This window comes from Marinoscillum luteum, assembly GCF_044005705.1.
GTDB lineage: Bacteria > Bacteroidota > Bacteroidia > Cytophagales > Cyclobacteriaceae > Marinoscillum > Marinoscillum luteum.
The window spans coordinates 236,007-255,544 of record NZ_JBIPKE010000020.1 but is presented as its reverse complement, the minus strand read 5'-3'; the positions used below and the strand labels follow the sequence as shown (position 1 = coordinate 255,544).

General features: G+C 44.2%; 10 protein-coding genes. 4 read left to right on the top strand and 6 right to left on the bottom strand.

Going from position 1 to position 19,538, the window contains the following annotated elements:
- Positions 1-21 precede the first annotated feature (21 nt).
- On the top strand, positions 22-684 hold the full coding sequence (locus ACHKAR_RS19005) for a hypothetical protein (protein ID WP_395418976.1): 663 nt from the start codon (positions 22-24) through the stop codon (positions 682-684).
- A 64-nt stretch (positions 685-748) separates the two neighbouring features.
- Here the strand turns inward: ACHKAR_RS19005 and trxA are convergent, their stop codons facing one another.
- From trxA to ACHKAR_RS18985, 4 genes are all read right to left on the bottom strand, one after another.
- Positions 749-1,072: a thioredoxin gene (gene trxA, locus ACHKAR_RS19000; RefSeq protein ID WP_159581329.1), complete on the bottom strand. Its 324-nt coding sequence runs from the start codon at positions 1,070-1,072 to the stop codon at positions 749-751.
- Positions 1,073-1,187: 115 nt separating this feature from the next.
- Positions 1,188-5,417, bottom strand: coding sequence for a DNA polymerase III subunit alpha (dnaE, locus tag ACHKAR_RS18995; protein WP_395418975.1), 4,230 nt, complete (start codon positions 5,415-5,417; stop codon positions 1,188-1,190).
- Between the two features lie 196 nt (positions 5,418-5,613).
- On the bottom strand, positions 5,614-6,306 hold the full coding sequence (locus ACHKAR_RS18990; protein ID WP_395418974.1) for a hypothetical protein: 693 nt from the start codon (positions 6,304-6,306) through the stop codon (positions 5,614-5,616).
- On the bottom strand, positions 6,307-7,536 hold the full coding sequence (locus tag ACHKAR_RS18985; RefSeq protein ID WP_395418973.1) for a M28 family peptidase: 1,230 nt from the start codon (positions 7,534-7,536) through the stop codon (positions 6,307-6,309).
- A 127-nt stretch (positions 7,537-7,663) separates the two neighbouring features.
- Here ACHKAR_RS18985 and ACHKAR_RS18980 point away from each other — a divergent pair, with 127 nt between their 5' ends.
- Positions 7,664-8,671, top strand: a complete 1,008-nt coding sequence (locus tag ACHKAR_RS18980) for a TolB family protein (protein ID WP_395418972.1) — start codon at positions 7,664-7,666, stop codon at positions 8,669-8,671.
- Between the two features lie 98 nt (positions 8,672-8,769).
- Here the strand turns inward: ACHKAR_RS18980 and ACHKAR_RS18975 are convergent, their stop codons facing one another.
- Both ACHKAR_RS18975 and ACHKAR_RS18970 read right to left on the bottom strand, forming a co-directional pair.
- Positions 8,770-9,558 carry a phosphopeptide-binding protein gene (locus ACHKAR_RS18975; protein ID WP_395418971.1) on the bottom strand — a complete coding sequence of 263 codons (789 nt, stop codon included), beginning with the start codon at positions 9,556-9,558 and terminating at the stop codon, positions 8,770-8,772.
- Positions 9,559-9,622: 64 nt separating this feature from the next.
- Complete coding sequence (locus ACHKAR_RS18970) at positions 9,623-10,690, bottom strand: AI-2E family transporter (RefSeq protein ID WP_395418970.1); 1,068 nt, start codon at positions 10,688-10,690, stop codon at positions 9,623-9,625.
- Positions 10,691-10,994: 304 nt separating this feature from the next.
- Between ACHKAR_RS18970 and ACHKAR_RS18965 the strand changes: the two genes are divergently transcribed.
- Both ACHKAR_RS18965 and ACHKAR_RS18960 read left to right on the top strand, forming a co-directional pair.
- The gene (locus ACHKAR_RS18965) at positions 10,995-11,669 is read left to right on the top strand and encodes a hypothetical protein (protein WP_159581315.1); all 675 of its coding nucleotides are present in this window, start codon (positions 10,995-10,997) and stop codon (positions 11,667-11,669) included.
- Between the two features lie 17 nt (positions 11,670-11,686).
- Positions 11,687-19,537 (top strand): T9SS type A sorting domain-containing protein, encoded by a 7,851-nt coding sequence (locus ACHKAR_RS18960; protein WP_395418969.1) that lies wholly within the window; start codon positions 11,687-11,689, stop codon positions 19,535-19,537.
- Position 19,538 lies beyond the last annotated feature (1 nt).

Below are 19,538 nucleotides of genomic sequence, written 5' to 3'. Positions count from 1 at the left end.
TATTCTCAAAGCTCCCTTGAAATGGGAAACCGAATTTTGGGAGGGGGAATCTCTATCAACTTTTCAGAAGCGGAAAGTAATGATCCTGAAAACGTGATAGGATCCTTCTTTGGTGATGAATATTCAAATCAATCCAGCAACTTCTTCATTTCACCCTACTATGCCCGCTTTTTCAAGGATTATGTGATGGTGGGTATTGATATGGAGCTTGGATCAGCCAATCATAGTCAGCAAAGCCAATATTATAACCGAAATTATGAAAACAATAGCAGTAGCGTGAGCTTTGGTTTTGGAACCTTCCTGAAATATTATTTTCCTATCCATGGTGATTTTGGTGCCTATGTGCAGCCTGGAATGGGCTATTTGAGGACAATTCAGAAGAACTCTTACCATCATTATGATACCCTGGGAGGAGAATCCTATGCTAGGGGGAGGAATGAAATCCGGACCAATGCCATTCACATGGATATGAAGATGGGGCTGTATTATTTCATTTTTGATCAGCTCTCTATAGAGACCAATCTGGCTCAGGTGGTCATGAGTGCCAGCCAGGGAAAAAGGAGGGAAGAGGATCAGCAAAATGGAGAGATATCAGAGGGGGAAGAGCGAGGTAGTCGACTCAATCTGAGATGGGCCAACAAGATATCTTTTGACCAACTTTTCACTCTCAACTATTATTTTTGAAGGAATTGAGGACATAAAAAAACCGGCCCAGGCCGGTTTTTTGAAGCTTTTCTATAAAGTGGAATTAAGCCAGTTGCTTATCCAGCTTTTCGCTCAGTGCAGTTTTCGGAACCGCTCCGATTTGCTTGTCAACGATCTCACCGTTTTTGAATACCAAAAGGGTAGGGATAGAGCGAATGCCAAACTTTGCAGAAATCTCAGGGTTTGAGTCCACGTCTACTTTGCCAATCACAGCTTTGCCTTCATAGTCAGCAGCCAACTCTTCCACTACAGGGGCGATCATTTTACAAGGTCCGCACCATTCCGCCCAGAAATCCACAAGTACGGGTTTATCGGTATTGATTATTTCTTCGAAATTTTGATCAGTTAATTCTAATGGATGTGCCATTTTTATATCAGTTAATAATTATAATTCAAGTTGATAACGGCAAAGATATGCTTTTTGTTGATCCACTTTTTATTTAAGTATTCATTTGTTGTCTCTCGGACAATAGGGATAAAGATCAGCTGGTCAGCACCCGGTAGCTGATGTCTTCCAGCCTGTCCAGCTCCTTGATGAGGTCGTCATTGATGTCCACAGATATTTTCCTGCTCATCATCTCCAGATTGATCATTCGCTCCTCAAAAGCACCCATGATATTGAGCTTGAATACGTTGTTTCCGGGATATTTCTGGCCATAGCGCTCCAGCTCTCCGATGAGTGCCGGACTCACATCGGATAACCGCATTTGCAGTTCTATCCCTTTGGCCATGCGCTCACGAATATCGCTCAGTGGCTCCATGCTGGTGATTTTAAACTCCAGGTCGGTACCGCTCCATCTGTTTTGCACAATTCCCGTCATGTAGATGAACCAACCCTTCTCCAGGTATGCCTTGAAATCCAGGTAGCTGGGTGAGAAGAGAAAAAACTCATGGCTGTCTGAGTAGCCTGTGATTTTGAAGCGCCCATAAGGCTTCCCTTTTTTGGTGGTGAGATGTGCCACTTCAGTGATCATACCACCCAATTTGATCTCTTTACCCTGAAGCTTCTCCAGGTCCACCAGGTCGCTGAGCTTGGTGTTGGTGAAGTATTTCATCTCAAACTTGTACTGATCCAATGGGTGTCCCGAGATGTACAGGCCCACCATTTCCTGCTCTATGTTGAGCTTTTCTATTTCACCATAGGGCTCTATTTTGCCAATGCGCGGGCGCATCACTACATTGGACTCACTGCCCCCCCCAAACAGGGAAGCCTGCGCACTGTCCTCTTCCTGCTGAAGTTTATTGGCGTAGCGAATGGCCTTTTCGATCAGACTGGCCCCCTCTTCATCAGGCTCCACGTACTGTCGTCTATGAAACTCATCGAAACAGTCGAATCCTCCGGCTTTAGCCAGACTTTCGAATGATTTTTTATTCACAGCTCTGAGGTTTACCCTCGAGGCAAAATCAAACAGATCACTGAATGGGCCATTGGCATCTCGTTCTTCAATTATCGCCAGCACGGCAGATTCACCAGTACCTTTGATGGCCCCCAGTCCAAAGCGGATCTCGCCGGCGGCATTCACTTCAAAGTTGAGGCCTGACTCATTCACGTGAGGTCCCAACACTTTGATGCCCTGATTACGGCATTCTTCCATGAAGAAGCTCACTTTTTCAATGTTGCTTTGGTTATGCGTGAGCACAGAGGCCATGTATTCAGCCGGATAGTTGGCTTTGAGGTAACCGGTCTGATAAGCCACCACAGAGTAGCAGGTACTGTGTGATTTATTGAAGGCATAGGCTGCAAAGGCTTCCCAGTCTTTCCAGATTTTCTCCAGTTTGTCTTCCGGGTGTCCTTTTTCTTTGGCTTGCCCGATGAATTGGGGTTTCATCTTATCGAGCACCTGCTTTTGCTTCTTACCCATCGCCTTACGCAAAACGTCAGCTTCACCTTTGGTGAAGCCGGCCAGCTTTTGCGAGAGCAGCATTACTTGCTCCTGATAGACCGTGATTCCGTAGGTTTCAGCCAGGTATTCCTCCATGTCTGGCACATCATACTGAATCTTGGAGCGGCCATGTTTTCTGTCGATGAATTCCGGGATGTATTCCATAGGTCCCGGACGATACAGGGCGTTCATGGCTATAAGGTCTTCCAGTTTATCGGGTTTGAGCGCCCGCAGGTGCTTCTGCATGCCCGGAGATTCAAACTGGAATGTTCCGTTGGTTTCACCTTTTTGATAGAGTTCGTAGGTTTTAGGGTCATCGAGTGGGATTTCATCTATATCGATGACTATGCCGTGCCGTTTTTTTACATTCTCTATCGCTGTTTTAATGATAGAAAGTGTTTTCAGACCCAAAAAGTCCATTTTCAGCATTCCGGCAGATTCTACCACGCTGTTGTCAAACTGTGTGACAAGAAGGCTTGAGTCCTTGGATTTGGCGAGTGGTACGAAATTGGTCATATCATCTGGTGTGATGATAATCCCGCAGGCATGTACCCCGGTGTTTCTGAGTGAACCTTCCAGAATTACCGCCTGGTTCAGCACCTGAGAGGGGAGGTCTTTGCCTCTCCGCATTCGCTCGAGTTCGGGTACCTCGCCCCAGATTTTGGAGAATTTGGCTCCTGGTTTTTCGGGTACCAGCTTGGCAATGGAGTCTGTTTCCGGCAGTGGTAGCTCCATGACTCGCCCTGCATCCCTTATGGCTGACTTTGGCGCCATGGTACCGTAGGTGATGATCTGAGCCACCTGGGTGAACCCGTATTTTTTCACCACATAGTCTATCACCTTTTCCCGTCCTTCATTGTCAAAGTCAATATCAATATCGGGAAGTGATACCCTGTCTGGATTCAGGAAACGCTCAAACAGGAGATCGTAAGCAATGGGGTCTACATTGGTGATTCCTATACAGTAGGCCACCGCAGATCCTGCGGCAGAGCCCCTTCCGGGACCTACCGCCACGCCCATTTCGCGGGCCTTGCTGGTGAAATCCTGCACAATCAGGAAGTACCCGGGATAGCCCGTGTTTTCGATGGTGGCCAGCTCAAAATCCAGCCTTTCCTTGATCTCTTCGGTGATTTCTTTGTAGCGTTTTTTTGCGCCAATATAGGTGAGGTGCCTCAGGTAAGCATTTTCCCCACGTTTACCTCCATCAACCTCGTCTTCTGGGTTTTTAAATTCCTCCGGGATATCAAAAGCCGGAAGGAGCACATCACGTTCCAGCTTGAACTCCTCTACTTTGCTGATGAGTTCCGCAATGTTTTCAATGGCCTCAGGCAGGTCAGTAAATGCAGCCTTCATTTCCTCCTGGTCCTTGAAGTAGTACTTTGAGTTTTTTAGCCCTGGACGGAAACCCCTTCCACGGCCGATGGGCGTACTCTGCTTTTCATTTTCTTTGATACAAATAAGTACATCGTGGGCCTTAGAGTCCTCTTCGTCAAGGTAGAAGAGTTCATTAGCCGCGATCATCTTTACATTGTACTTTCTGGCAAAACCGATGAGTACATCGTTGAGGTGATTTTCCTCATCCAGTCCGTGTCGGTTGATTTCCAGATAGAAATCATCTCCGAACAGGTCCAGCCACCACTGTAAGGCTTCTTCTGCCTGGTGCTCACCTACGTTCAGGATCAGGTGGGGGATTTCTCCATAGAGCCCGCCACTGGTAGCGATCACCCCTTCGCGGTATTTTTTGATCAGTTCCTTGTCCACCCTTGGGTAGAGTCCATAGAGCCCTTCTATGTAGGCATAGGAGCTAAGCTTAACCAGGTTTTCGTAGCCTTTTTTGTTTTTGGCCATCAGCACCTGCTGAAAGCGCCGATCGGGATTGTCTTTGGTGAACTGAAGCTTCAATCGCTCTTCGGCTACAAAAAACTCACACCCCACAATGGGTTTAATGCCCGCATTGAGTGCCGCTCTCACAAATTTGAAAGCTCCGAACATGTTGCCCAGGTCAGTAATGGCCACCGCCGGCATGTCAAAAGCTTTGGCTTTAGCCACGATAGACTCCACATTGGGGGTGGCCTGAAGCACAGAAAACTGAGAGTGAACATGCAGATGGCAAAAAGGGCCTTTAATGTCTTCTACAGCTACTTCTTCATTGCTGGCCCGTCCGGTACGTTTTTCGCGAGCCCAGGAAAAATTGGCTGCTTCCAGATCGGGAGCTTCATAAGTGATTTTGGAAGGGTCAGTATCATCAAATGTTTTGATGATTTTTCTTCGAAGGCATTCAAAAAATGCCCTGGCTGTGGCGTCCACATCGTAGGCCGCATCGTGTGCATCATCGAATGGCTTTCCGAATAATTTCGTATAAAGTTCTATCAACTTCGGCTGCTTGAGCCTGCCGCCGATACCTCCCTGGAGCTGACAGAACTCCACTGTGTCTGTGGAAGTATCGATATTGGGGTAGGCTTCCAGGAGGTTTTCCTGGTCTGTGCGCAAGTATTCTGCCCCAATGATTTTATTGTCAAACTCAATGTTATGTCCAACCAAAACCTTAGCGCGCTGAACGTCCGCAGAGAATTTGTCCAGTACACCCTTCAGGTCTTCTCCCACCTCAAGTGCGCGCTCGGTGGAGATACCGTGTACTTTTTGGGCATTGAAGGGAATGGTGAACCCTTCAGGTTTTACGACATGATTACCTTGAGAAACTAGATTTCCCTCTGCGTCGTGTAGCTGCCAGGCCAGTTGTACCAGTCTGGGCCAGTTGTCAAAATCGGTAAGAGGTGCCGTTTTGTTCCTGGGAAGACCAGTGGTTTCCGTATCAAAGATTAAGTACATGAAGTGTGGTGGTTTGCTTATTGCAACAAAAAACAAAATAAGAAAATCCCACGGCCAATTGGGTCATGTAGGTCGGGTATTTCTATGCTGTGGAAAACTTGTGGATATGTTCATTAGTTTTCAGTAGCGCGTGGAGCTTCCCTGAATGGGAATGGCCGTGGAGGCACATTAAGTAGGAAACTCAGAGGGGCGCGCTTCAGGGTTGCCCGAATGTCATTTTTACGATTGATTGAGTGGAAAAATCTACAGACTCGTAATCAAAGGTATAGGTTTCGGACCCCTGGAGAATGGTAAGTTGCTCGAAGATCACGGGGCTGTTTTTCTTGTTCCACTTTTCGAAATGTACCTGAATGATCTCTCCTTTTTTGTAGGGATTGACCTGCGAGATCCCCGCCATGAGACGTGACTTTTGATCAAAATATAAGCGAACCGGAAGCCCCAGATGGTCACTTGCGATTAATTGGTGGCACTTTTGGTCAAAAAAAGTAGTATCCTCAAGCAGTCGCATGTTAAAGTATCGACTCTCCGGCTGAAGCATTACCTCGTGAAACTCATGGGCCTTCAAAACAGCAATAATGGGTTTGGAAAGTGGGCCCTGTATGACCATGTTTTCATCCAGGCCATAGCCCTCATCTTTCGTCAAAATAAGGGCATAGAAGGGGTTTGGCTTATAGGTGTAATCCTGCTGGAAAAGGACATAATCGTCTGTGAAAGAGGAGGCGGTATAGGTGGTGTATTGACCCTCCGGCCCCATGCAGTTGGATAGAGTGGTCAGAGACCTGATATTGGAAGTTTCGCCCACAGTTTCCCTGTGACGATCCAGAATCATCTGAGCCGGTTCGGAAGTCTGGCAAGACCACAGAAGAAGCAAGGGGATAAATTTTCTCATTTAAAACTGAATGTCATACGCCAGTTTTTCGCCATTTCTATTCACAATTACTTCCGTGGCGTCTCCAGCTTTGAATGAGGACAAGGCTCGCATGTAGCTCATCATATCAATCACAGTGCTATCACCCAGCTGGATAACCACATCACCTTCCTCCAGGCCAGCTTTTTGAGCTGGTTTGTCCTCACTGATACCATCAATGCGCATCCCTTTTCCATCATATAAATAATCCGGCACCACCCCTAGTGATACAGTGAAACGTGGACCCTGGCTGGATTCATCTTTGGTTTTCTGGAAAGTGAGTTTAGGTTGGGTATCGAGATAAGTGATGATATTGGTGATGTGAGTAGCGATGCGAACTATCCCTTCATAGTTGATGAGCTCGGCATCATCTGTGGGTTTATGATAATCCTCATGCTGACCAGTGAAGAAATGGAGTACAGGTATGTCCTGAAGATAAAACGAAGTATGATCTGAGGGACCTATACCAGATGCCTTTTTGATCACCTTCAAATTAACTGTATTGGTCGTGTCAATGACTTGTGACCATTGAGGGGCTGTGCCTGTGCCGTGTATGGCCATTCCCTTGGCTGAATCAAGTCTGCCCACCATATCCATATTGATCATAAAATCAACTGTGCTAAGGTCAATCGTTGGGTTTTTTACAAAAAAGTTTGAGCCCCATAGTCCTTTTTCTTCTCCTGAAAAAGCAATGAAAAGGACATCAGTTTGGATGTTTTTGCTTTGTAGCATTTCCGCAATGAGAAACATGGCGGTGATCCCACTTGCATTATCGTCAGCACCATTATGTATGGCTGAGTCTCCCCGGTGAAGAGACGAAAAGCCACCATAACCCAGGTGATCAAAGTGAGCTCCTATAATGACTACCTCATCTCCAGGGTTATCCATCAGTCCGATGACATTTTTTCCTGAAGTTCCTGCGGTGGAGTCCTCAGCCGAAAGCATGGGTTTTTCATGAGGATTTTGTGATTCTTTCACAAAAAATGGTTGATTCCATCCCGCAGTACCGGCAGGCTGAAGCCCCAGTGCCTCAAATCGTTTGGAAATGTATGCTGCGGCTAATGCTTCGCCTTCAGTACCCACTTCACGTCCGGCCAGAGAGTCACTAGCAAGAATGGACAGATCACGACGGGCCTGACTGAGGAAGTCTGGAGATGACTGAGTACAGCTGTATAGTACAAGGGAAACGAAAATGAAAAGAGGTGTCCGCATGATCATGAAGATATGTATTAGTTTCGCGTGGACTAAGATAAACCCGATGAAACACTTAATTTATATACTTGGAATTGTTTTCGTAACATCATGCCAAACCACCCCTAATGATACTACTTCTGAAGGTATGGAATCAGATACTTTGAAATATGAGCAAGAGATTCATCTTAAAAATGTGAAGCAGCTCACCTGGGGAGGAAATAATGCCGAAGCCTACTGGTCTTTCGGTGGTGATCAACTGATTTTTCAATCTGATTTTGATGCGTGGGGTGTGGCTTGCGATCAGATCTTCAAACTGGATATATCCAAAGCGGAGGCGGGGTATCAACCCCCTATGATTAGTACGGGTCTGGGAAGGACTACCTGCGCCTATTTTCTTCCGGGAGACACCACCATCGTGTATGGTTCCACCCATTTAGGAGATTCACTTTGCCCTGAAAGTCCAATGCGATCGGCCAGTGGCAAATATGTGTGGCCAATTTATGCGGACTATGATATTTTCACGGCAGATTTGAATGGAAATATCCTGAAACAGCTGACTCATACAGCCGGATACGACGCTGAGGCTACGGTTTCTCCGAAAGGCGATAGAATAGTCTTTACCTCTATGCGCTCTGGAGATTTGGAGCTTTATACCATGGATATGAGTGGTGAAAATGTAGTTCAGATCACAGATGAGCTAGGCTATGATGGAGGGGCCTTTTTCTCACCTGATGGAGAAAAGTTGATTTTCAGAGCCTCCAGACCAAAGACTGAGGAGGAAATAGCCACTTACAAGGGACTTTTGGCAGAAGGACTGGTGCAGCCTACTGAAATGGAGCTTTTTGTTTGCAATGCAGATGGAAGTGATCTTAAGCAAATCACCAAGCTGGGGAATGCCAACTGGGCACCATTTTTTCACCCCTCAGGAGAGAAGGTGATCTTTTCTTCTAACCACGAAGCAGAGCGCGGGTTTCCATTCAACTTGTACATGTTCAATCTGGAAGGTACAGGGTTGGAGCGAGTTACTTTTGATTCGGTTTTTGATTCATTCGCCATGTTTAGCCCTGATGGGAAGTATCTGGTGTGGGCTTCCAATCGATTCAATGGGGGAAACAGAGATACCAACCTCTTTATGGCCGAGTGGGTGGACTGACCATTAACCGAAATCTGACTGTGTGGAGTTTTTAAATAATGCAATAAAAAATCCCAATGGAATGCCCATTGGGATTTTTTATTAGGCCTGGGTAGAACTTACTCCAAAGTGACCGTTCTTTCGACACTATTGAAGGGGCCGGGTATGAGGTTTCCGTCTTTGTCCAGGAGTTCCAGTTTTACATTGACTTTTCCTTTGCCCAATCCCTCTATATAATAAGGAGCCCATTCGGTAATGTAATTTTCTTCTCCGTTGATCGTGGCTCTCACCTTGTTGCCCTCAGGAGAGATCTCCGTATTGAACAGGAAGAAATCCAGCATCAACTTTTCTGTATCAGCTCCGCTATAGGTTCCCTTGGGACGGCTATAGAAAAGGTGCTGTGCCGTCTCATCAAAATCTCCCGTGGTTTCGGGTGTACCCACGGTAATCTCTTTGAGTACATAAGCCATTCCATTTTTCACAGACTCGTGATATGATCTCGAAAGGAAAGCAAGCACAACATGATTCCCTTCAGGGATATTTTTAGTGAAAGCCGACTCGTAGTGGGCAGAGTAGGGGTCATTATTCAGGATGAAATGAATATGTTGTCCTTTTCCGGAGTTCGCAATTCCTCGAGTCTCAGCACCAGGCGTTTGAACGGCCAGCTCATAGTTGGTGACCTCAAATTCGAAAGCCACATCTCCGGTGTCCAGATTGTCGGTGGAGGAAACCAAAGCGAGCCCGGCATCCGGGTAGTCAAATGAAGCAGGAGCCTTAGTAAGTGTATATTTCTTTACCGGAGCAGATACCGTACCTTCAGAGGTTTCTGATTTTTTAGAAGGTCCGCAAGAATAAAATACAATTACGGATAGAAAAATGGTGAACGTTTGTAAACTCAATCTTTTCATAGTTGATTTCTTTTTATTGTTGGTAACATCAAAGGTATCGATAAGTTCGCGGAAACCTCGATGATTAGTCTTCCTCCAGTGCATTGAGCTCACCTTTTTCAGAGAGCATGACTGCTATAAATCTGAGACTCGGGATTTCCTCAAAAACCACTATCATCATCACCGTAATGGGTACACTCAGGATCATACCCATTACACCCCAGATGGCTCCCCAGATGGTGAGGGATAGTATAACAACCAGTGAGCTGATATTCAGTGAATTACCCATTACTTTTGGTTCAATTACGTTACCCACTATAACCTGTATCGCTCCAACAGACAGCAGGATGTAAACAAATGGAGCCAGTTCGCCGAATTGTAGAATGGCGAAGCAAGCCGGGAACAGTGTAGCGATCAGTGAACCAATGGTGGGAATATAATTGAGTACAAAAATCAGCAGAGCCCAGAAAATCGGGGCATTTATGCCAAAAGCAATGAGTGCGAAATAACTAAGGAGTCCGGTAAGCAAACTCACCAGAGTCTTGAGTGTGAGGTATCGACTGATGTTATGATCCATTTTATTAAATAACCTGACGGTCTTGCGCTGTTGCTTCTCCGAAGGATACAGCCGTTTGAGTTTTTCCGGAAATATGCTTTCCTCTATCAATAAGAAAAGTACATACAGTAAGATGAGAAATGCATCACCTAACAAAACAGTGATATAATCAGCCAGGCTGGAGGCCAACTCTGTCAGATCCAGTTTTTCCAGGTAACTATATAGATGAGAGGTCACATCCATGCCGGCGAGGGCATTTACTTCCATCAGGCTCTTGTCCAGGTTGGATTCATACAGCTCCAAAGAGCTCATCAGGTTGGACATACTATACATCAGGAGCTCAATAATGATAAGAATGACGACATTGATCACAATAAAAGCAATCGCACTTTGGAGCCACATCGGACAATTTCTTTTCATCCAGGGTATTTGCTGGATGTTCTCCCGAAGTTCGTGAATAATAAACCACACAATGAGTGCGATGATGAAAGGAACAATGTAATCCTCCGAGTAAATGAGGATGATCACAGTGCTAACAAGGATTAATAAAAAGTAGGCTGTTTTGGAGAGATCGAAGGATTTGTGGTCAGCGGTCATGGATTTAATCGTTAGGTAAGGTTGATTTAGGGGGCAAAGATAAGGGTTGATCGAAAATATGGATTTAACAAAAAGATAACATAGATCAAGCAAAATATATTGAAAATAAGGGGGTTTGACGTTTATTCAGTAGAGCATACATAAATTAATTGTAATAAAGAGGTCACTTTTTTTAATTTTTATTAATCGAAAAATCAGCAATTACCCGAAAGTAGGTATAGACAAGTCGTTTTATTTTTCTTAAGTTTACTCTGGTTTAACTAAAATAACCGCTGAAATTTTTATTCACCTAACCAATATGTTTATGAAAAAACTACTAATGGTTTTAACGGCAATTCTCATTTCCGGGAGTTTCCTCTATGCTCAGGATGATCCAGATGAATCATCGGCAGGGGGCACTTTCGATCCTGGGGATTTGCTCATCGAAATCACGGGAACACCTTTTTCGGGTAGCTCTCTTCTTGATTTTGGATCTTTCCGGGCACGATATGCAGTGACAGATGTCATTGTTCCCCGGTTGGGATTCGGAATGACCGTGAACACAACTCAATCAACCCCCGACGTGGTGACTAACCTCAATGAGTTTGAGGTAAGGCCAGGTTGTGAGTATCATTTGAGAGTGGATGGTTCATTCAGATCCTATGCAGCACTGGATGTGATTCTTGGAGGTCGTGTGGCCAGCCGTGAGTCTACTACCGGTTCATCTGTGAGTGGAAGTACTCAGATTCCTTCAGGCACCAATTATGGCTTTAGTGATACTTATAGAGGTCATTTCAGGTATGGTGTGGCTGTAGGAGCAGGTGCTGAGTATCATTTATCTTCTAAATTCTATATTGGTGCTGAAATTGGCTTCCAATTTTACAACGATAAGAAAAACGAAGTTTCAGTGGATGGCGAGGTATATCAGGGAACTGTTACCAATAGCCATGCGAGTGTGAATACACAAAACACGATCAGAATAGGATTTAAATTATTCTAATTAAAATCACCGTAAACATGAAAAAAACATTAACGAAATTATTTAGGCAGAATCTAAAGGCATTGATGCTGGTCATGATGACGAGCTTTTTTGCATTTAGTGCCACGGGGCAATACATTCAAGATGCCCCTGACCCAGGTGTAACACACTATGTGGGTCAAGATACGACTGTCAACGTGGACGCTTCCGGATATAATGGCGGCGATACCACTCTATGGTTGGTGTACAACTGGGATGGTACCTTGGAGGAAAATTATGTTCTGGGTAGCGTGGTGACCGGATCTACAAAGTCTGACATTGACATTGACTTTGCGTGGCCGGAGACTGGCAACGTGGAGTTAACCGTTGTTATAACTGTAGGTTCAACCTTCGAAGATGACTTGGAAACACTCTATGCTTCAAATTACACTTATACAGGAGGAGCCGTAGATGGAGGTCTTTCATTTTATCGTGCGGGAGCCAGGTCTTATACCAGCACATCTGTGGATCTAGATACAGATGAGCCCGTCTACATGTCAGTTTATTTGGGTGTAGCGAGTGTAGGTGAGGATAATTATGTGAGAGTAAGGTACTCTACCGATGGAGGAACTAATTACTCTACTTTGTTAAACGATTCTGACTCATCGAACTTCTATGGAGGAAATGGCTGGGTTGATTTTACACTCCCTGAAGCAGCCAAATCTCCTGCTACCATCATTAAGATCAGTCAGGTGGGATCAGATACACTGGGGACTAATGAATTGAGTTGGGAGATGTTTTTTGATGATGGAAACGTTGCCGAATTTAACATTGGTGATGCCTATGATGATATAGATGGAGAAACAGGAAGTAACTATTTTATCAATTCATACACCCTTGAAATAGACGACCTGTTGAACGAAAATGTTAGCGTATTGGAAGGTTCTGTTTATCCCGGAGACGAGTTGGTACTGTCAGGCACGCTCTATGGAGGTACTGTTTCTGACTATAACTATGCTTTGGTGGTAGATGGTGTAGTGATCAGTGAAACACCTTCTGATACAGATGATGGTCTTGGATTGGTGGAATTCACCTTCGATGCTCCTGTAGATATGGCGTATAACGAAAATCTTTGGTTTGAGATTGTCCCTTATGCATTGGCTGATGCTTCTTACAATGCTGGTTTTGAATTTGATGCGGATTTCGTAGCTGAATTGAATGAAGAGGAACCCGATGAAGAGGAAACAGTTATTGTAGGTGGCGAAGATGACGGTAGTGATGCCTATTTTTATGAAGCTGGCGAACGATCCGCCACTACACAAGCCTTAAATCTTGCGGGTCTTCTTGATCCTAAAATGGGTTTCCAATTAGCCAGGTTAAATGACGAGCCCAGTCCTGCAGGTACTGATATCGTTTTTGAGTATAGCACAGATGATGGGGCTACGTATACGGAAATTGGCTCATTTGTTCTCAACGATCTACCTTTCAAAGATGACTACAGTGAGACTTTCTATTTTTATGGTACTGATAATGAAGAGGCTGATTTTGATTTTCCTTCGGCTGTATTAGTTGATGGGGTAATCTTCAGATTCAGGCAAGAGTCTAATATTGGGGACAATGAGGATTCCTGGTATCTGAATGCTTTTTATATGGATTCTGGTGACAACAGGGCAGATGAAATTGACTATGATGAGTCCTATTTCAGTCTGAACGAACCCGTAATCAGCTTGAGTCCCTTGAATATTTCTGAAACTGTTCCTTATCCAATGACTGAGCTTACATTGGATTGGACAATTGATGCGGGTGAATTCCCAGCTAATACAGGAGCGAAACTATACTTGGATGGAGACATTGCTGGTGGCTATGACATCTTGGTAGGAGAAGTAGCTGATGTGACACTTGGCACCATGGATTTCACTGTACCACCTCTTGAAGCGGGTGACTATGAAATGTACCTAATGGTGAACGGTGTGGATTACGGAACGGTTTACCTACCTATCTACGACCTTGGAATTTCTATCACAGGTATTAGCTACGATCCTTCAGTATCTATCGGAGGAGAGGAGTATGCCGTCATTGGCTCTGCTATTACAGTTGAGTACGATATATCTGGTGAGCCAGGCGAAGATGCCGAATTGACCATTGCGGTTTGGGATTACGATGAGGAAGAGTATGTTACTATTGGAATGTCATCTGACTTCACAGGATCCATTACAGCAACTCTGCCAACTGATATTAATCTTGATGATGATGGTGAGAGTGATCCTTATGTACAGATCGGTGTGACTGCAGGTATTTTCAGCCTGGGTTTTGACGAGACAGTATATGATCTGTACACTCAGGGTAGTTACCTGAGTAACATATATGACAATGATGGGAATAACGTTTTTGATAGTTGGAGTGGAACGTTATATTGGTACAATCCTGATGATTTTGTTGGCAGTGGTGAGAGATATGCGGTTTCTTCAATACTAGACACTTATCGAGGTGGGGAGTCTGGACTTCAAGGTGGAGAAATTACTGTTACGCTACGATCATTGCCATCATACAATGGGTCATTCACGGTCAGTCTGGAAGTTTCTACGGATGGTGAAGAATGGGAATGGGTAGATGATGTCACTTTTAGTGGAGGCAACCAAAATATGGACTTAGAATACCTGATAGAGGAGGAGTACTTCTCAGAGACATTTCAGTATCGGGTGATTTACGATTATTGTTGTTACGGCTCATATTCATATGGCTCGAAAATATACAATGTAGAATTTGTTCGTCCTGAGTATCTGGAAGTAATTGGTGATGAGTCTGAGTTTAATTTCAGACGACCATTACTCACGGTTGCAGATTTGGAAGACAAGTATATCCAAATAGGAGAAGAAGTGACGATCAATTACAACGCGCAATTCTTCCCTGAGGATGTGGAGTTTGCGTTGAAGTTCCAGGCACAAGGTAATTACATTGTACTTGCTACAAGTGATACGCATGGTGCTGGTAGCTTTACAGTGAATATCCCATACGACCTTGAAGAGACATTAGATCCTCCACATGTGGAGTGGGACAATTATTCCTTCAAGGTAGACGCGTTCATACCGGAAACTCCCGGTGGTGCCTATTCTGACGGAAGCTATATTGAGTTAGAAGATGAGGAAGACTTTATCGCCGTAGAAGGTACAGACGATACTGAGCCTTCCTTTACGTTCAATCAAAGTGGAGAGCGTTCTCTTTTGACACGGGCAATCGACCTAACCGTGGCTTCTAATCCTACTTTGACCTTCTACTGGGATGATGCATTTGACGCGAACTCTACTAAGAGTCTTGTTCCAAGGTTAGAGGCTTCTATAGATGGTGGTGTCACTTTTACGGCAGTACAGGTCTATGAATTAGCAGAAGATGAAGAGCAGATGTTTGACGATGGGCTGATTTATCATTCAGGAACATATGATATTGAGATTCCTGCAGAATTGATCACGGAAGCTACCCATTTCAGATGGAGTCAACCTTTGAACTTGGGATCAGGATCTAATGTATGGAACATTGATGATATCGAAATTGAGTTCGATGATGCTAATAAGTATACTGGGTATGACAAGGACAATAAAATCGAGGATATCGAGATCTATTTCCCTGACTTGGATGGTTACTCATTTGATCAGGCGGATCCTGATGTAGCGATTTTCAATGGGTCTACATTTGAGTTTGCTTTTGGTCCTTACCTGGATAAGACTGAGGAAGAAATCGAGGAAGAAGAACTAACATGGGACGAATTCCCTGAAGGTACTCAGTTTAACTTCTACATTGACGTATTTGATCCCACGACTGATGACGATCTGATGATCGCATCATTTACCGCAGGCACCACATCAGGTGAAGTTGAAATCCCATACTATGTTACCAATGGTAATTACGATGTGTACGTGGATGTATACTATGAGGTAGGTAACGAAGCAGAGACTGTACTTTGGTTTGAAGAGAATACCTGGATAGGAGATTTTGATGTCTTCAACAGAGCTATTCAGCTTCAATCTGATGCCGACCAGGGAACTATTCTGTATGCTGGTAGCACAGTTACTTTCTCTATAGAGGTAGAGAACGAGACTTCCGCACTCAATACCGATAACCTGTATGCAAACCTTATCTATAATGATGACTTGCTACTGATGTCACAGCAGGGGCTGGGGGATATTACCATTGATTTGCCATCATTTATTGGTCAGAGTGAAGCAGCAATAGTGGTGATTGAGGATAAGTTTGAAATTCAGATTACAGAAGGTGGCCCTCTTGGAGAGGACTTGTCTGAGCTTGAAGACAATGAGTTGGGAAGCCTGAACGAGGATGTCAGTAATTTCATCAACACTGCTTATGCTGTGATCGATGATGGCGACTTCTACAGTGATCATGCAGGTGATTATGATGTGATTCAACTGATTGATGCTCCTAATCGCAAGCTTACTACCAGGGATTTTGAGGCCGGCGAGTTGGAGAATACTTCGTTGCTGATTATTAATACTTACTTTGACGTTGATGGCGATGATCTTTTCGAAAGTCAGTACATGATTTTTGAATACTCTATCGATGGAGGTGCTACTTATACTTCATTGGATACGTTGAAGGATTATGTTAATGAAGAGCTCAAGTATAGTGTTACAGATGAGATGAAGTCTAATGACGTGCGATTCAGGTGGAGACAAAGTGAGAATGAGGGATTGTTCGTAATTAATGACATTAGCTTTACTTACGCTAAGGTCCTTCCCTTTGATTATTCAGATCTTACTTTGGATATCAAGCCACAAGCCCTAATTGTTACTTCAGTGGATCAGGAAGAAACTGGCTCATGTTTTGCCTCTGATATCACCATCAATTATGAGATCAGAGGGCGATTTGGAGCTGATAACCTACTAAAGGCCTATTATGATGGTGGTGGTTCTCACGGTTATCTGGAGGGTTATGAATTCCCTGCTACTGAAGGTACAGGAAGTGTGACTGTTCAGGTAGCTGCAGCTTTGATTGATGCCGATCAATTCGATGGAGTTCAAAAGAACAATTCGGATTTCAAATTCAAGTTATATGCCGATGATGATACCTTCGAGGATCTCGGTAAGGATTTTGAAAGTGAGAGTGTTTACTCAGATGAGGTGGAGATAGTTGCACCCATAGAGAAAGGAACTTCTGCTGGTATGTATAGTGGTGGTAATGTTTCTGAGTGTGATCCTGAGGCATTTGTTTATCTATACGACCCTCAAATGTACTTCTTATATGAAGTGTTGAATGCTGATACTGTATTTGCTTCATTGGAGTATGACGATGAGTCGGGCTCAACTATTGAGCTTGGTGATTTAACAGAGGCCGTTGACTTATCGCTCAGAGTGACATCCAGAACTTCCACAGGTAGCGTGTGTAATGTTCATACTTTCAACAGTTCGATTGAGATTAATATTACTCCTAATGATGTCTTGTTGAGAGATCGCTATACCACATCGGGAACGATTGAAGTTACCGAAGGTGAGACCAAAACCATTTGTTCTGGTGATGATGAAACCGTGGTTTTAAGCCTGGCTAACTACGACGCTGATGATAGTGAAGTAGAATGGTTCAGAGATAACTTTGACAATCCCGTAGAGGCTGATGGTGACGATTTCGACAACTTTGAAGTATCCGGCGCTTATTTTGCCAGGATCACAGAAGGTGAATGTTCTTATGTAACTATAGCTATGAATGTGACTGTGCTTGAAAAAGCTGAGACACCAGAGATCACAGTAGTAAGTAACGATATCAGTTGTGGTGATGGTACTGCGGTACTTTCAGCACCTGAAGGTTTTGCACACTATCTATGGAGCAACGGTGAGATCACGCAGTCCATTACGGTAGATGAAGCGGATTCTTACAGTGTAAGAGTATCCAATTATCCTATCGTGTCTACTTCTGATGCTTATGGATGTGCTAGTTCCTCTTCAGAAAGTGTTGTGATTGAGAACAACAATTTCGAGCAGGTTTATTTGAGTACTTTCTATTATAATGAGTACTCGAGTAGTTCCTATGCTGATAATTATATTGAGGACGGTGAAACTCTGACGAATTGTGGAGATGATGTGATCTACGTCTTTGTTGAAGATGATAATAATTATTATGGAGGTCAGATATCTGGAATATTGACCCTTTACAAAGATGGCGCAGTATATGACGTCAAAAATGGAGATGTTGCGGGTACCAATGGTTATACTAACAACAATTTCGAGATTACTGAGAGCGGTGAGTATTATGTGGAGTGGAGTGGAGTTGAAGTAGAGAATGCTTGTACTTCAGTGTCTGAGACCTTCACTATGACGATCAACGAAGCAGTAGAAGAAAGACCGGTAATTACTGCGTCTGGAGACATCAGCTTCTGCGAAGGTGGATCTGTTACATTATCAGCACCTGCTGGTTATCCTTTCTACAGATGGTACAATAGTGGTACTGTAGTAGGTAATGGCGAAACGCTGGAAGTGGCTGATGATGGTTCGTACCGTGTGAGAGTATCCAATGTAGCATTCGGTAACGGATGTGGCAGCGATTACTCTGAGTACACCTATGTGACTGTTTATGAAACAGAAGATGACCTGATGCTTGGTTACTACAACGGTGGTGGAAACTATGAAGACGGTGACGAGATCGAAGTATGTTCTTCTGATAACTTCACACTTTGGGTGAATAATGAGAGCACTTCTGGTGCTACTTATACCTGGTACAGAGATGGCGTAGCTATCCCTAATGCCAATTCTACTTCAAGGGTAGTGAAAGCATCAGGTACATTTCATGCTGAGGTTACTTATGGTGTCGATGACATAGAACTTGCTGCTCCTTGTGTATACACTACACCTTCGGTAGTAGTGAACTTCAATCAGAAGCCCGCTGCTGTGAGAATAGCAGAGCCTACGAATGTTGACTTCTGCGCAGGTGAGATTAACCTTACCCTTACAGCAGATGCTGGTGCAGCTTTCTACAACTGGTATCACAACGGGTCTCCAATGTTTGATGAGCCTAGTACTTCCAATACATTGTTGATCAATGATGGTGGTACTTACTCTGTGACAGTTGAGACTGGTGATATTGGATGTGAAAGTGCTCGTTCGAACATCATCACGATAGATGAGCGTGCCAAGGCCAATCCAAACATCAATGTTTACACTGATGGATCTGATTGTGCGACTGGAGATGTTACTGTTTATCTGAGCAGCACCAACTCATCTACTGTTTATCAACTGATCAACAGAGAGACTGGTGCAGAGATCGGATCTCCGGTTGTAGGTAGCTCTGGTACCAATGTGTACACCACACTTTCAGGATTGACTGAACCTGTAGCTTTGCTGGTTGAGGCGAGTTACACAGATGGTTCCGGTTGTTCAGATGTGTCTTCTTCTGCTCGAGGAACAGCCACTCCTAATGCGGTGATTCTTGAACTTGATGGAACGGAGATTACTGCTGAGGTGTCTAGCACTGGTGGTTACGAGGTGTCTTGGTATCGCAATGGTACTTTGATGAGGAATGCTACTGGCAACACCATTAACGTAGTGGATGCCGCCACATATTCTGTGGAAGTGACATTTGACGATGGTTGTACGATTACTTCCAGTACGGTTGATGTTGGCGCAGGTGCACCTGCTGCAGGACGTTCTGCCAGCAATGGTCGAATTGTAGCGAATACCTTCCCTAACCCTTCTGCTGACTTTGTGAATGTGGAAGTACCAGGCGAGCATTTTGGAGTATATCAGGTTCAGATTATGACCCTTTCTGGTCAGGTAGTGATCTCAGGTGAGTTCACTAAGGATCAGGAGAGTTATGTTGAGCGAATCGATATCTCTGATCTTGAGAATGGTATTTACAACATGATGGTTGTGAAGGGAAAACAAGTTGAAAACATTCGAATCGTTAAAAAATAAG